This is a genomic window from Bradyrhizobium centrosematis, from assembly GCF_045571495.1.
GTDB classification, from domain to species: Bacteria; Pseudomonadota; Alphaproteobacteria; order Rhizobiales; family Xanthobacteraceae; genus Bradyrhizobium; species Bradyrhizobium centrosematis.
In genome coordinates this window covers 4,794,874-4,809,239 of the sequence record NZ_CP120703.1, presented here as the reverse complement: position 1 = coordinate 4,809,239, position 14,366 = coordinate 4,794,874, and the positions used below count along the sequence as shown (strand labels likewise).

Sequence of the window (14,366 nt, the reverse complement as noted above, 5' to 3'; positions counted from 1 at the left end):
AACGGCGATGACCGGTCTAGGCGCAACGATGGTGCGGGCGGGCAGGCGGCTCTTGTCGTCGCTGCCGGCGCTGTTCGGCGTGCTGGTCTTCACCTTTCTGCTGATGCGCGTCCTGCCCGGCGACCCCGCCGTGTTCTTCGCCTCGGGGCCCAATGCCGGCAAGGAGGAGATCGAGCAGATCCGCAAGCAGATGGGGCTCGACAAATCGGTGCCGGAGCAGCTGGTGTTCTATCTCTCCGATATCGGCCGCGGCAATCTCGGCCGCTCCATGATGACCGGGCAGCCGGTGCTGAAGGATCTGCGCGAGCGGCTGCCGGCCTCGCTCGAGCTCACCTTCACCGCACTTCTGATCGCGCTCATCGCGGCAGTGCCGCTCGGCGTGCTCGCGGCGCTGCGGCCCGGGTCGATCGTCGATCACGGCGTGCGGCTGTTCTGCGCGCTCGGCGTCTGCGTGCCGACCTTCGTTTCGGGCCTGCTCTTGATCTACGTCTTCTACTATCTGCTCGGGCTCGCGCCCGATCCCACCGGGCGGATCGACGTGTTCACGTCGATGCCGCCACAGCGCACCGGCTTTCTGTTGATCGATTTCCTGCTCGCCGGCGACATCGAGGGTTGGTGGACGGCCTGCAAGCAGTTGATCCTGCCGGCGGTGAGCATGGCGCTGTTCGTGATCGCGCCGCTGGCGCGCATCACCAGGGCCTCGATGCTGGTGTCGCTCGGCAGCGATTTCGTGCGCACCGCGCGCTCGGTCGGATTGTCCTGGCGCAAGGTGGTCGTCACCTACGCGCTGCGGAATGCGATCCTGCCCGTCATCACCATCGCCGGCATCGTGTTCTCGACCATGCTGGGCGCCAATGTGCTGGTGGAGAAGGTGTTCTCCTGGCCGGGCGTCGCCTCCTATGCGCTCGATGCGCTGCTGTCCTCCGACTACGCGCCGGTGCAGGGTTTCGTGCTGCTGATGGCCAGCTTGTTTGTGCTGGTCAATCTGGTCGTGGACATCTGCTACGGCATCGCCGATCCCCGGGTGTCGATCGGATGACCAGCGCAACCCTTCGCCATTCGGTCTGGATCCTGCGCGGCAACCCGCTGACCGCCGTTGCAGCGACCGGCGTGCTCCTGTTCGTCCTGGTCGCGATCTTCGGGCCATGGATCGTGCCCTACGATCCCGTGGCCTCGAATGTCTCGGAGGCCCTGCTGCCGCCAAGCGCGGCGCACATTGCGGGCACGGACCAGCTCGGCCGCGACGTGTTCAGCCGTCTCATTATTGCCGCGCGGCTCGACCTTGCCATCGCCGTCTCCGCGGTCGGCATCTCCTTCCTGATCGGAGCCGTGGTCGGCTCGTTCTGCGGCTATGCCGGCGGCCGGCTCGATCGCGGCGTCGGCCGCTTCGTCGACGTCATGATGGCCTTTCCGCTGTTCGTGCTGGCGATGGCGATGGTCGCGGCGCTCGGCAACCGCATCGAGAACATCGTGATCGCCACCGCGATCATCAATCTTCCCTTCTACATTCGCTTCGCCCGCGCCGAGGTCAATGTGCGCCGCAATGTCGGCTGGGTCGAGGCGGCCCGCGCCTGCGGCGAGAGCCATTTCTCGGTGGTGCTGCGCTTCCTGCTGCCGAACATCCTGCCGGCCATGGCGGTGCAGATCTCGCTCAATCTCGGCTGGGCCATCCTGAATGCCGCCGGTCTGTCCTTCATCGGTCTCGGCGTCAAGCCGCCGACGCCGGAATGGGGCATCATGGTTGCGGAGGGCGCGCGCTTCATCTCGGCGGGACGATGGTGGCTGGTCGCGTTTCCGGGCCTCGCGCTGATGATGGCCGTGCTGTGCTTCAACCTCCTCGGCGACGGCATGCGGGACATTCTCGATCCCCGGATGCGCACATGAGCGAGGCATTGCTAGCGATCGACGATCTCCACGTCACATTCTCGACGCGGCGCGGCATGGTCGAGGCGGTGCGCGGGGTGACGCTCTCGGTCGCGAAAGGCGAGATGCTCGGCCTTGTCGGCGAGAGCGGCTCGGGCAAGTCGGTCACCGGCTTTGCCACGACGCGGTTGCTCGATGCGGCCGGGCGCATCACCGGCGGCAGGATCCTGTTTCGCGGCCAGGACGTGACGAAGCTGCGCGGCGATGACCTCCGTCATCTCCAGGGCGCCGCGATGTCGATGATCTTCCAGAACCCAAGGGCCGCGCTGAACCCGATCCGCGCGATCGGCCTGCAGATCGCGGACGCGATCCTCACCCACAAGAAGATATCGAAGGACGCCGCGCGCGCCGAGGCGCTGGACCTGTTGCGCGCCGTCCAGATCCGCGATCCCGAAGCGCGTATGAACGCCTATCCGCATGAGCTTTCCGGCGGCATGTGCCAGCGCGTCATGATCGCGATCGCGATCTCCTGCAATCCTGCGCTGTTGATCGCGGACGAGCCGACCACCGGCCTCGACGTCACCACCCAGAAAGTGGTGATGGACCTGCTCGCGGACATCGCCGCGGCGCGCGGCATGGCCACCATCCTGATCACGCATGATCTCGGCCTTGCGGCGCGCTATTGCCGCCGCATCGCGGTGATGGAGCGCGGCCGCATCGTCGAGGAGGCTGATCCCAGGACGCTGTTCAGCACGCCCCGGCATGCCTATACGAGACGGCTGGTGGCGGCATCGCCGACCGCGACGTCCCGGATCGAGGATCTCGTGACGGAGGAGGAGCGGGAGCGCCATGCGGCCGTCGTCGGCAAGCCCCGGCCTGAGCTCGCGCACGGCACGCCGCCGCTATTGGAAGTGCGCAAGCTTGGTAAGCGCTTCGACCAGGGCTCCGCGGCCGTTGCCGACTTCTCGATGACGATGGCCGGCGGCGAGAGCGTCGGGCTCGTCGGCGAGTCCGGGTCCGGCAAGAGCACGACGTCGCGGATGATCTGCCGGCTGATCGACCCGAGCGAAGGCGACATCGTATTCGACGGGCATTCGATCGGCCACGTGGCCTCGCGCGACTTTCACCGTTCGCCCCTGCGAAAAGACATCCAGATGGTGTTCCAGGATCCGAACGAGAGCCTCAACCCCCGCTTTACGGCGTTCGATTGTATCGCACACCCCCTGATGCGGCTCGATGGCATGCGCGCAGGCGAGGGCTTGCGCAAACGCGTTGAGGAATGCGCCGAGCGGGTGGGATTGCCACTGGATCTGTTGCCGCGCTTTCCGCACCAGCTCTCAGGCGGCCAGAAGGCCCGCGTCGGCATCGCCCGCGCCATCGCCTGTCGGCCGCGGCTCCTGGTGCTGGACGAGCCGACCGCCGCGCTCGACGTTTCCGTGCAGGCGGTGGTGCTGCAACTGCTCGACCGCCTCAGGCGCGAGAACGACATCGCGCTGCTGTTCGTCAGCCATGATCTCAACGTGGTGCGCATGCTGTGCGACCGCACCATCGTGCTGCGCAATGGCGGCATCGTGGAGCAAGGCGAGAGCCGGGCGCTGTTCGACAACCCGAAGACCGACTACACGCGCAAGCTGGTCGAGGCGATCCCGCACATCGAGACCGGCGCAATGCTGGCGACGGCTCTTTGAGGCCTGGCTTGAGGCTCAAAAGCGGCTCAGGTTGCAATGAGATCCTGCTGGCGAAGGGCCGGTTAGTGGCATACCATTTGCAGGCCAATGGGCTCTGGTTTCACCTGCTCTTGGCCAACGATGGCCGGCATCACGGCATTACTGGGAGGACTTCATGGATCGCAGGACCGTATTGAAGGGACTGGCCGGCGCGGGCGGTCTGGCATTGACCGGCATCTCGGCTCCGGCCATCGCGCAGGGCGCATCCGCGCGGACTCTGCGCTTCGTGCCGCAGGCCAATCTCGCCAATTTCGATCCGATCTGGGGCACGCAATATGTCGTGCGCAATGCCGCCGCGATGGTCTGGGATACCCTCTACGGCATCGACGCGCAGCTGCAGCCGCAGCGCCAGATGGTCGAATCCGAGGAGACCTCGGACGACGGCAAGATCTGGACATTCAAGCTGCGCCCGGGCCTCAAATTCCATGACGGCGAACCGGTGCTGAGCAAGGACGTCGTTGCGAGCCTGTCGCGCTGGGCCGCGCGCGATCCAATGGGCCTGATGATCCTCGCGATCCAGCAGGAACTGACCGCCGTCGACGACCGCACCTTCAAATGGGTCCTGAAGCAGCCCTTCCCGAAAATGCTCTACGCGCTCGCCAAGAACAACGCGCCGTGCTCCTTCGTCATGCCCGAGCGTATCGCCAAGACCGATCCGTTCAAGCAGATCACCGAATATGTCGGCTCCGGCCCGATGAAATTCGCCAAGGGCGAATGGGTGCCCGGCGCGAAGGCCGTGTTCGAGAAGTTCGCCGATTACGTGCCGCGCCAGGAGAAGGCGTCCTGGCTCGCGGGCGGCAAGCAGATGCAGCTCGATCGCGTCGAATGGATCGTGATGCCGGATCCGGCCACCGCTGCCGCGGCGTTGCAGAACGGCGAGGTCGATTGGTGGGAGAACCCGATTGCCGACCTCGTGCCCGTGCTGAAGAAGAACAAGAACATCAGCGTCGATATCGGCGATCCCCTCGGCAATATCGGCTCGTTCCGCATGAACCATCTGTTCGCGCCCTTCAACGACGTGCGGGCGCGGCGCGCGGTGCTGATGGCGCTCAGTCAGGAAGACTATATGCGCGCGATCGTCGGCGACGACACCGCGCTGTGGAAGCCGCTGCCCGGCTTCTTCACGCCGGACACGCCTGTTTATAACGAGCTCGGTGGCGAGATCCTCAAGGGCAAGCGCGATTTCGACGCGGCCAAGAAGCTGCTTGCCGAGAGCGGCTATTCCGGCCAACCGGTGACCTGCCTCGTTGCGCAGGACCAGCCGATCACCAAGGCGCAAGGCGACGTCACCGCGGATCTGTTGAAACGGCTCGGCATGAATGTCGACTTCGTCGCGACCGATTGGGGCACGGTCGGCTCGCGCCGGGCGCAGAAGACGCCGCCGGGGCAGGGCGGCTGGAACATGTTCCACAGCTGGCATGCCGGCGCCGATTGCATCACGCCCGCCGCCTACACCGCCATCCGCGCCAATGGCGAGAAGGCCTGGTTCGGCTGGCCCAACAGCCCGAACACCGAGAAGGAGATCACGGGCTGGTTCGAGGCCAAGAATGTCGAAGAGGAAAAGGCCGCGATCGGCAAGGTCAACAAGGCCGCGCTCGAGGACGTCGTCTACGCGCCGACCGGCTTCTTCCTGACCTACACCGCATGGCGCAAGAACGTTTCCGGCATCACCAAGGGGCCGCTGCCGTTCTTCTGGGGCGTGTCGAAGTCCGCATGATGGTGCGTTGAGGCCAGATGCTCTCCTACATCCTCCGTCGCATCGTCGCGACCTTGCCGGTCATGGCCATCGTCGCGCTGTTCGTGTTCAGCCTGCTCTACATCGCGCCCGGTGATCCCGCCGTGGTGATCGCGGGCGACCAGGCGAGCCCGGAGGATGTGGAGCGCATCCGTCAGAGCCTCGGCCTCGACCGTCCGTTCCTGGTCCAGTTCGGAAGCTGGGTCTGGCGCATCCTACACGGTGATCTCGGCACCTCGATCTTCACCAACCTGCCGGTCTCGGCGATGATCGCCCAGCGTCTCGGACCGACGCTGTCGCTGATGATCGTCACGCTGCTGCTGACGATCATGGTGGCGGTGCCGCTCGGCGTGGTGGCGGCCTGGAAGGCCGGCAGCCTGATCGACCGCATCATCATGGGCTTTGCCGTGTTCGGCTTCTCGCTGCCCGTCTTCGTGGTCGGCTACATGCTCGCCTACATCTTCGCGCTCGAGCTCGAATGGCTGCCGGTGCAGGGCTATACGCCGCTCAACCAGGGCTTCTGGCCGTGGCTGGAGAATCTGATCCTGCCGGCGATCGCGCTCGGCTGTGTCTACATCGCGCTGGTCGCGCGCATCACCCGCGCCGCCATGCTCGAAGTCTTGCAGCAGGACTATATCCGCACCGCCAAGGCCAAGGGCCTCGGGCAGGGCGGCATCCTGTTCATTCACGCGCTCAAGAACGCGGCGGTGCCGATCGTGACCGTGATCGGAATCGGCATCGCGCTCCTGATCGGCGGCGCGGTCGTGACCGAGAGCGTGTTCGCGATCCCCGGCCTCGGCCGGCTCACGATCGATGCGATCCTGCGCCGCGACTATCCGGTCATCCAGGGCATCGTGCTGCTGTTCAGCTTCGTCTACGTCCTCGTCAATCTGATGATCGACGTCATTTACACGCTCGTTGACCCGAGGATCCGCTATTGACCGACGCCACCGTCAATCCGCAATCGCTTCCGGCCGGGCTCGTCCTTGCGCCGCAACTGCCTGAAATCTTGCGGCCGGTCACGATTCGGCGCGGCTTCATCGGGTTTTTGCGCGGCCATCCCACCGTCGCGATCGGCGGCGTGCTGCTGCTGATGCTGGTCCTGATCGCGGTATTCGCGCCCTATCTCGGAACGGTCGATCCGACCGCGCTGGCGCCCGCCAAGCGTACGCGTGCACCCTCGGCCGATTTCTGGTTCGGCACCGACGTGCTCGGCCGCGACATCTATTCGCGCGTGCTGTTTGGGGCGCGGGTCTCGCTCACGGTCGGCCTGTCGGTTGCGATCTTCGCGTCCGCGGCGGGGCTGGCCATTGGCATGGTCTCCGGCTTCATCCGTTGGGCCGACGGCATCCTGATGCGCTTCATGGACGGCCTGATGTCGATCCCGCCGATCCTGCTCGCGATCGCGCTGATGGCGCTGACGCGCGGCAGCGTCGGCAACGTGATCCTGGCGATCACCGTCGCCGAGATCCCGCGCGTCTCGCGTCTCGTCCGCAGCGTCGTGCTGTCGCTGCGTGAGCAGCCCTATGTGGATGCTGCGGTCGCCTGCGGCACGCGGACGCCGATGATCATTCTGCGTCACATCCTGCCGAACACGGTCGCGCCGATGCTGGTGCAGGCGACCTATATCTGCGCCAGCGCCATGATCACCGAGGCGATCCTGTCCTTCATCGGCGCCGGTACGCCGCCGACCATTCCGTCCTGGGGCAACATCATGGCCGAGGGCCGCGCGCTGTGGCAGGTCAAGCCCTATATCGTGTTCTTTCCGGCGGCGTTCCTATCCGTCACCGTGCTCGCCGTGAATCTTCTCGGCGACGGCCTTCGCGATGCGCTCGACCCGCGCATGGCCAAGAGTCTGTGATGGCGTGCCTGTGATGCTGCTTGTGATGGATCGAGGCTGACCGAAATGGCGCTGCTCGAAGTCGAGAACCTGCAGACCCACTTCCGCACGCCCGGCGGTATCAATCGGGCCGTCGACGGCGTGTCCTTCCATGTCAATGAGGGCGAGACACTGGCCATCGTCGGCGAATCCGGCTGCGGCAAGTCGGTGACCTCGATGTCATTGATGCGGCTGATCCCGGAGCCGCCGGGCAGGATCGCGGGCGCCATCCGCTTTGCTGGCAGGGACCTGCTGCAACTCTCGGATCGCGAAATGCGCGCGATCCGCGGCAACGATATCTCGATGATCTTTCAGGAGCCGATGACGAGCCTCAATCCGGTTCTGACCGTCGGCCGCCAGATCCGCGAGACGCTGATGATCCATCAGGGCCTGGACAAGCAGGCCGCCGAGACGCATGCGATCGAGATGCTGACGCTGGTCGGCATTCCCGAACCGAAGCGGCGCGTGCGCGAATATCCGCACCAGCTCTCCGGCGGCATGCGCCAGCGCGTGATGATCGCCATCGCGCTCGCCTGCAATCCAAAGCTCCTGATCGCGGACGAGCCGACCACCGCGCTCGACGTCACCATCCAGGCGCAGATCCTGAAGCTGATGCTGGATCTGAAGCGCCGCGTGGGCGCGGCCATCATCCTGATCACCCACGACCTCGGCGTCGTCGCCGAGATCGCCGAACGCGTCATGGTGATGTATGCCGGCCGCAAGGTCGAGGAGGCGCCGGTGGCCGAGCTGTTCCGCTCCCCGCGCCATCCCTATACGCAAGGCCTGTTGGGGGCAGTGCCGAAGCTCGGCTCCTCGCTATCAGGCACCACGACGCGGCTCGCCGAGATCCCGGGGCAGGTGCCCGACCTGCGCAAGCCGATCACCGGCTGTGTCTTTGCCGGGCGCTGTGCGCTCGCGACTGACCTCTGCCGGCAATACGCGCCCGGTCTCGAGGAGAAGGGCCCCCGCCACATCGCCGCCTGCCACTACGCCGCCAAGGGAGCCATTGCGGCATGAGTCCTCCGCTGCTCCAGGTCAACGACCTCAAGAAGCACTTTCCGGTGAAGGGCGGGCTGTTCAACCGCAAGTCCGAATTCGTCTATGCGGTCGACGGCGTCTCCTTCGAGATCGCGCGTGGCGAGACGCTGTCGCTGGTCGGCGAATCCGGCTGCGGCAAGTCGACGGTCGGCCGCGCCATTTTGCGGCTGTTCGACATCACCGCGGGACAGGTGATCCTCGATGGGCAGCGCATCGATGATGCCGCGCCAGGCACGATGCGCCAGATGCGCCGCCGCGTGCAGGTGGTGTTCCAGGATCCGTTCTCGAGCCTCAATCCGCGGATGCGCGTGCGCGACATCCTGGCCGAGCCGATCCGGAATTTCGGCCTCGCCAAGTCGGCGGAGGATCTCGAAGTCCGCGTCACCTCGCTGATGGACATTGTGCGCCTGCCGCGCGAGGCGCTGAACCGAAGGCCGCACGAGTTCTCCGGCGGCCAGCGCCAGCGCATCGGCATTGCACGTGCACTCGCGGCCGAGCCCGAGCTGATTGTGTGCGACGAGGCGGTCTCGGCGCTCGACGTCTCGGTCAAGGCGCAGATCGTCAACCTCCTGCAGGACCTCCAGCGCGAGTTCGGCCTTGCGCTCCTGTTCATCAGCCACGACCTCGCGATCGTCGAGCACATGACCCACCGCGTCGCCGTGATGTATCTCGGCAAGATCGTGGAGGTCGCGCCGCGCCGCGAGATCTTTGCGGCCCCGAAGCACCCCTATACCAAGGCGCTGTTGTCCGCGGTGCCGCTGCCGGAGCCCGGCGCCCAGCGCAATCCGATCATCCTCAAGGGCGATGTGCCGAGCCCGATCAATCCGCCGAAGGGATGCCGCTTTCACACCCGCTGCCCACTCGTCTTCGACCGCTGCCGGGTCGAGGAGCCGGTGCTGCGCGCGGCGGGAGCCGAGCAGTGGGTGGCCTGCCATCTCGAAGACGGGACGGCGCCGACGAGCAGCTAAAGCATGATGAAATTAGATCCGGCGGGCTGTCGGTGATTCACCTCTCCCCGACGGGGAGAGGCGGATTGCCCTGGCGATGCGAAGCATCGTCCAGCGCAATCCGGGTGAGGGGCCGCGGGCACTCAACGAGACCAGATCCCCTCACCCGGACCGCATCTTCGATGCGCTCCGACCTCTCCCTGCGGAGAGGTGAATCGACCCCTGAGCGCATATCGGTTCAACCAAACTCAACCTGCTTTGAAGGGGGAGAACTGACGTTCGAAATTCGTTTGCAAAAACAAGCCCCGTTCTACTGTGCATGGGGTTGTTTTCGCAGTTTTGACGGGGGGCGGGCTCACCCCTGCCGGCGCAGGAAGCCGGTGATCGTGACTTTGTCCCAGATTCCGGCTGCGGCAAAGGGATCGGCGCGATTGAAGGCTTCGACCTCGCTACGGCTGGGCGACTCGATCAGGAACAGGCTGCCGATCATGGTCTGACCGTCATCGGACACCAGCGGACCGGACATCACGATCTTGACGCCGAAGCGCGAGGTGTCGCTCAGGAACGCCTTGTGGGCATCGTAATTGGCAAGCCTGGTCGGCAGCGCACCGGGGCGGTCGATGGCGTGAATGGCGAACAGCATGGTGATCTCCGTTTCTTGGCTTTCGTTCTTGGGACGGCCGCATCGCGGCCGTCCGGATGTGAGGGGTGGATTTACTTGGCGCCGAGCTTGCCGGCGTCCTCGAAGGTCGGGCAGGTGCGCTGCTCCAGCGGGACGTCAAACGGCTGGTAATTGTCCTTGGTGATGACGGTGGGCTTCAGCACGATCTCGGCAATGACAGGCTCATTGCGCAAGGCGCGGATCGCCATCATGGTGCCGAGGCAGCCCTGCGCAAAGCCATTGTAATCGCCGCTGGCGAGCAGCTTGCCGGACTTGATCGCGTCGATCGCCTCCTTGGTGCCGTTGATGCCGATCACCTGCGCCTTGCGGTTCGCACCGTCGAGCGCCTCGATCGCGCCGACCGCCATGGCGTCGTTGGCGGCCAGCACGCCGTCGATCTGCGAATTCGACTGCATCAGGTTCTCCATGACCTGGAGCGCCTGGAGCCGCTGGTAGTTGCCTGGCTGCGAGGCCAACAGCTTGGCGCCGGGCGCTTCCTTCAGCGCGTCGTTGAAGCCGCGCACGCGGTCGACATTGGTCAGCGAACCCTTGACACCCTCGATGATGACGATGTTGCCCTTGCCGCCAAGCGTCTTCAGCAGGAAGCGCGCGGTCTCGAGCCCGAGGCTATAGTCGTCGGCGCCGACGAAGGACAGGAACTTGCCGCCGGCGGAACGGTCGGTGATGTTGACGACGGGGATCTTGGCTTCGTTGATCTTCTCGACGCCCGGCACCATCGCCTTGTAGTCGACCGGCGTGAACACGATCGCGCTCGGCTTCTTCACCACGACGTCCTCGATCTGGCTGAGCTGCTCGGGAATCGAATCCGGCTTGGTCGGGATGTACTGCAGCGTCTTCGCGTTCAGCGCCTTCGCCATGTTGTCGGCGCCGACGCGCACCGTCTGGAAGAACGGGTTGGTCTGGTTCTTGGTGAAGACGGCGATGGTCTCGCCGTCAGCACGCGCTCCAGTCGTGAACGCGGCCGCCATCAGTAGCGGCAGCGCGAGATAAGCCAGTTTCCGTGTCATGTTGCCTCCATCCCTCATTTTGCTTGTTGGATTGCTAGAACTCATTGCGTGCGGCGACGGGTCTTCATGTCGAGCCAGACCGCAAGAATGACGATGATGCCTGTCACCAGCGGCTGCCAGTTGGCGCTGACCGAGAGCAGGTTCATGCCGTTCAGCACCAGCGTCAGGATCAGCGCGCCGATGAAGGTGCCGAACACGGTGCCGACGCCGCCGAACAGCGAAGTGCCGCCGATCAGCACCGCCGCAATCGCCGGCAGGGTCAGGCTCTCGCCGATGTCGGCCTCGGCCGAATTGAGCCGCGACAGGAAGATGATCGAGGCGAGTCCGGCCATGATGCCGGAGACGGCGTAGACCAGCAGCAGGCGCCGCGCGACCGGAATGCCGGACAGGCGAGCCGCGACCGGGTTGGCGCCGATCGCGTAGATCTCCTGGCCCCAGATCGTGCGCTGTGCGAACAGCGTTCCGATCCCGAGGAATACCAAGAGCAGATAGACCGGGATCGGCAGGCCGAACAGATAGCCGCTGCCGATCTGGCGAAAGCCGGCCGGAAAGCCGTGCAGCGTCTCGCCCGCCATGTACCAATAGGTCAGGCCGTTCAGCACCCAGAGCATGCCATAGGTGGCGATGAAGGAGGGGATACGCAGCGCGGTGACCATGATGCCGTTGAGCAGGCCGACGAGGCCGCCGGAGGCAAGCCCGGTGACGATGCCGAGCGCCGGCGAGCCGGTCTTGTGGATCACGGTGCCGGCGATGCAGGCGGACAGCGCGACATTGGCGCCGACGGACAGATCGAGGCCGGCCGTCAGAACCACCAGCGTCAGGCCGGAGGCGATGAAGAAGGTCAGGCTCGCCTGCCTCAGCACATTGAGGATGTTACCGAGGCTCAGGAAGGAATCGCTGAGCACGGCGAGCACGGCGCAGATCAGGAACGCCGCCAGCAGGCGATAGAACAGCTGGATCGCATCCTGCGACAGGAAGGAGCGGGGCGGCATCATCGCCTCTTTGGTGATGTCGGTCATGCGCGGCTCCTGAGGCCGTCGAGGAACAGGGCAACGATGACGAGGACGCCGACGCTTGCGACCTGCACCGAGGACGGCAGCGAGATCAGGTTCAATCCGTTGCGCAGCACGCCGACGGCGAGGACGCCGAGCAGGGTGCCGAGCAGCCAGCCATTGCCGCGCTCGAACGAGGTGCCGCCGACGGCAACCGCGGCGATGGCATCGAATTCCAGGCCGAGGCCGGCGGTCGGATGGCCGGAATTCATCCGCGCCGTCATCAACAGGCCCGCGAGCCCGGCCATGGCGCCGCCGATCGCATAGACCGCGATCAGCAGCTTGTTCGGCGAGAGCCCGGCATAGCGCAGCGCCTCGCGGTTGCCGCCGAGCGCGAAGATGTAGGTGCCGAAGCGGGTGTGATAGAGCAGGCCGTGGAACGCCGCGTATGTCACCAGTGCCATCACGATGGGCACGGGCACGCCGAGCAGCGTCGCCGAATAGATGTCGCGCACGCTGTGGGGGATGCCGACCACGCTCTGGCCGTCGCTGACGATCAGCGACAGGCCCTGCGCCATGCCGAGCGTGCCGAGCGTCGCGACGAAGGGCGGGATGCCGAGGATCGCAACCAGCCAGCCGTTGGCGACGCCGAACGCCGCACCGACCAGCAGGCCGGCACCGAGACCCAGCAGCATCGACTTGGTCGCGAGCGACACGATGGCGACACAGAGGGAGGTCAGCGTCAGCACCGCGCCCATCGACAGGTCCAGCCCCTCGGTCATGATGATCAGCGTCATCGGCAGCGCGAGCATGGTCAGGATGGTCGACTGCACCAGCACGTTGGAGAGGTTGGCGACCGACAGGAAGCCCGGCGCGATCGCGCCGAACAGGGCGATCAGCAGCACCAGCACGATGGCAACGCCGGGAATGCGTTGCAGCGGATTGGGCTCTGAAGCGACTGCGGCCTCACGCATGATGCATCCCCAATCGCACGATGTTCTCCTCGGTCAGTTCGTTGCGGGTCAGATGGCCGGCAATCCGCCCTTCGCGCATCACATAGGCGCGGTCGCAGACATGGCAGATCTCGATCTGTTCGGACGAGATCATCAACGCAGCGGCGCCATCGGCGACGAGCCGGTCGATCAGCGCGAAGATCTCGGACTTGGCGCCGATGTCGATGCCCCGCGTCGGCTCGTCGAAGATGAAGAGCTTTGACCCGGCTGCCAGCCATTTGCCGATCACGACCTTCTGCTGGTTGCCGCCCGACAGCAGGCCGACGGTCTGGCGCGCACTCGGTGTCGCAATGCGCAGCTGCCGGATCAGGCCGTCGGCTGTCCGCTGCGCCGCGCGCTGGTCGAACAGCCCACTCGGGAACAGCTTCTTCAACGCCGCCACCACGAGGTTGTCACTCACCGAACGCAGCAGCGCGAGGCCTTCGCTCTTGCGGCTCTCCGGGATCAGCGCGATACCGCGGCGGGCAGCAAGATCGGGCTCGCCGAAAATCGCCTTGCCGTCGAAGATGATCTCGCCCGACGTCACGGGATCCGCGCCGAAGATGGCGCGCGCGACTTCGCTGCGGCCGGAGCCGACGAGGCCACACAGCCCGACGATCTCGCCCCTGCGCACCTCGATGTTGATGTCGGAGATGCCGGTCGGGGAGGTCAGACCCTTGACTTGCAGCAGCACCTCGCCCGGCTTGTCGGCGAAATTCCTGGGATAAGTCGTGTCGACATTGCGGCCGACCATCATGCGCACGAGCTGGTCCGGCGTCACGTCGGTGGGGCGAACTCCGTCGATACGGCGGCCGTCGCGCAGCACCGTGATGCGATCGCCGATCGCGAACACCTCGGCCATGCGATGCGAGATATAGACGATGGCGACACCGTCGGCCTTCAGCCGCGCGATCAGCGCGAACAGGAGTTCGGTCTCGCGGTCGGACAGCGCCGCGGTCGGCTCGTCCATCACGAGGATGCGGGCATTCTGGCTGATCGCCTTCGCGATCTCGACCATCTGCTGCTGGGCGACGCCGAGCTTGTCGACGATGGTGGAGGGATCGATATCGAAGCCGATCGTATCCAGCACACGCTTGGCGTCGGCCAGGATCCGGCGGCGATCGATCGTGCCGGGGATGCGGCCCTTCGGCTCGCGGCCAAGAAAGATGTTCTGGGCGATATCGAGATAGGGGACCAGGGAGAATTCCTGGAAGATCACCGCAATCCCGAGCTTCTGCGCATCGGCGGTCGAGGAGATCGCGACCGGTTCGCCGTTGTAATAGAACTCGCCGGCGTCGGCACGGTAGGCGCCGCACAGCACCTTCATCAGGCTTGACTTGCCGGCGCCGTTCTCGCCGAGCAGCATGTGCACTTCGCCGGGGTAGACGGCAAAGGACACGTCGTCCAGCGCCTTGACGCCGGGGAATTCCTTGCTGATGCCGCGCAGCTCCAGCAGCGGCGCAGGCGAGGTGACCTCGATCGGCAGCGCGTCGCTCATGACCTC

At 65.5% G+C, this 14,366-nt stretch carries 13 protein-coding genes; 8 read left to right on the top strand and 5 right to left on the bottom strand.

Annotated elements, in window-relative coordinates:
• The first annotated feature begins 7 nt into the window (after positions 1 to 7).
• The 8 genes from P6U31_RS23165 (at position 8) to P6U31_RS23130 (ending at position 9,210) form a co-directional block, all read left to right on the top strand.
• Positions 8 to 1,039: an ABC transporter permease gene (locus P6U31_RS23165; protein WP_407184094.1), complete on the top strand. Its 1,032-nt coding sequence runs from the start codon at positions 8 to 10 to the stop codon at positions 1,037 to 1,039.
• Positions 1,036 to 1,884 (top strand): ABC transporter permease, encoded by an 849-nt coding sequence (locus tag P6U31_RS23160; protein WP_407184093.1) that lies wholly within the window; start codon positions 1,036 to 1,038, stop codon positions 1,882 to 1,884. The genes P6U31_RS23165 and P6U31_RS23160 overlap by 4 nt, the downstream gene beginning before the upstream one ends.
• A complete protein-coding gene (nikE, locus tag P6U31_RS23155; protein ID WP_407184092.1) occupies positions 1,881 to 3,551 on the top strand; it encodes a nickel ABC transporter ATP-binding protein NikE in 1,671 nt (556 codons plus the stop codon). Before P6U31_RS23160 ends, nikE begins: the two co-directional genes overlap by 4 nt.
• Positions 3,552 to 3,705: 154 nt before the next feature.
• Positions 3,706 to 5,307, top strand: coding sequence for an ABC transporter substrate-binding protein (locus P6U31_RS23150; protein ID WP_407184091.1), 1,602 nt, complete (start codon positions 3,706 to 3,708; stop codon positions 5,305 to 5,307).
• Between the two features lie 17 nt (positions 5,308 to 5,324).
• Positions 5,325 to 6,266, top strand: a complete 942-nt coding sequence (locus tag P6U31_RS23145) for an ABC transporter permease (RefSeq protein ID WP_407184090.1) — start codon at positions 5,325 to 5,327, stop codon at positions 6,264 to 6,266.
• Complete coding sequence (locus P6U31_RS23140) at positions 6,263 to 7,186, top strand: ABC transporter permease (protein ID WP_407184089.1); 924 nt, start codon at positions 6,263 to 6,265, stop codon at positions 7,184 to 7,186. The genes P6U31_RS23145 and P6U31_RS23140 overlap by 4 nt, the downstream gene beginning before the upstream one ends.
• A gap of 45 nt (positions 7,187 to 7,231) precedes the next feature.
• Positions 7,232 to 8,221, top strand: a complete 990-nt coding sequence (locus P6U31_RS23135; protein WP_407184088.1) for an ABC transporter ATP-binding protein — start codon at positions 7,232 to 7,234, stop codon at positions 8,219 to 8,221.
• Positions 8,218 to 9,210: an ABC transporter ATP-binding protein gene (locus P6U31_RS23130; RefSeq protein WP_407184087.1), complete on the top strand. Its 993-nt coding sequence runs from the start codon at positions 8,218 to 8,220 to the stop codon at positions 9,208 to 9,210. The genes P6U31_RS23135 and P6U31_RS23130 overlap by 4 nt, the downstream gene beginning before the upstream one ends.
• A 334-nt stretch (positions 9,211 to 9,544) precedes the next feature.
• On the opposite strand, the gene P6U31_RS23125 is transcribed toward P6U31_RS23130, so the two are convergent.
• The 5 genes from P6U31_RS23125 to P6U31_RS23105 all read right to left on the bottom strand — a co-directional run bounded on the left by P6U31_RS23125 (position 9,545) and on the right by P6U31_RS23105 (position 14,360).
• Positions 9,545 to 9,832: a YciI family protein gene (locus P6U31_RS23125; protein WP_407184086.1), complete on the bottom strand. Its 288-nt coding sequence runs from the start codon at positions 9,830 to 9,832 to the stop codon at positions 9,545 to 9,547.
• A gap of 71 nt (positions 9,833 to 9,903) precedes the next feature.
• Positions 9,904 to 10,878 (bottom strand): sugar ABC transporter substrate-binding protein, encoded by a 975-nt coding sequence (locus tag P6U31_RS23120; RefSeq protein WP_407184085.1) that lies wholly within the window; start codon positions 10,876 to 10,878, stop codon positions 9,904 to 9,906.
• A gap of 41 nt (positions 10,879 to 10,919) precedes the next feature.
• Positions 10,920 to 11,897 carry an ABC transporter permease gene (locus P6U31_RS23115; protein ID WP_407184084.1) on the bottom strand — a complete coding sequence of 326 codons (978 nt, stop codon included), beginning with the start codon at positions 11,895 to 11,897 and terminating at the stop codon, positions 10,920 to 10,922.
• Entirely contained in the window at positions 11,894 to 12,844 is a 951-nt protein-coding gene (locus tag P6U31_RS23110; protein ID WP_407184083.1) for an ABC transporter permease, read from the bottom strand. Before P6U31_RS23110 ends, P6U31_RS23115 begins: the two co-directional genes overlap by 4 nt.
• Entirely contained in the window at positions 12,837 to 14,360 is a 1,524-nt protein-coding gene (locus P6U31_RS23105) for a sugar ABC transporter ATP-binding protein (RefSeq protein WP_407184082.1), read from the bottom strand. The genes P6U31_RS23110 and P6U31_RS23105 overlap by 8 nt, the downstream gene beginning before the upstream one ends.
• Positions 14,361 to 14,366 lie beyond the last annotated feature (6 nt).

Coding starts and splice junctions, on each gene's coding strand:
- P6U31_RS23165 (WP_407184094.1), top strand. CDS start 8: ATGACCGGTCTAGGCGCAACGATGGTGCGGGCGGGCAGGCGGCTCTTG.
- P6U31_RS23160 (WP_407184093.1), top strand. CDS start 1,036: ATGACCAGCGCAACCCTTCGCCATTCGGTCTGGATCCTGCGCGGCAAC.
- nikE (WP_407184092.1), top strand. CDS start 1,881: ATGAGCGAGGCATTGCTAGCGATCGACGATCTCCACGTCACATTCTCG.
- P6U31_RS23150 (WP_407184091.1), top strand. CDS start 3,706: ATGGATCGCAGGACCGTATTGAAGGGACTGGCCGGCGCGGGCGGTCTG.
- P6U31_RS23145 (WP_407184090.1), top strand. CDS start 5,325: ATGCTCTCCTACATCCTCCGTCGCATCGTCGCGACCTTGCCGGTCATG.
- P6U31_RS23135 (WP_407184088.1), top strand. CDS start 7,232: ATGGCGCTGCTCGAAGTCGAGAACCTGCAGACCCACTTCCGCACGCCC.
- P6U31_RS23130 (WP_407184087.1), top strand. CDS start 8,218: ATGAGTCCTCCGCTGCTCCAGGTCAACGACCTCAAGAAGCACTTTCCG.
- P6U31_RS23125 (WP_407184086.1), bottom strand. CDS start 9,832: ATGCTGTTCGCCATTCACGCCATCGACCGCCCCGGTGCGCTGCCGACC.
- P6U31_RS23120 (WP_407184085.1), bottom strand. CDS start 10,878: ATGACACGGAAACTGGCTTATCTCGCGCTGCCGCTACTGATGGCGGCC.
- P6U31_RS23115 (WP_407184084.1), bottom strand. CDS start 11,897: ATGACCGACATCACCAAAGAGGCGATGATGCCGCCCCGCTCCTTCCTG.
- P6U31_RS23110 (WP_407184083.1), bottom strand. CDS start 12,844: ATGCGTGAGGCCGCAGTCGCTTCAGAGCCCAATCCGCTGCAACGCATT.
- P6U31_RS23105 (WP_407184082.1), bottom strand. CDS start 14,360: ATGAGCGACGCGCTGCCGATCGAGGTCACCTCGCCTGCGCCGCTGCTG.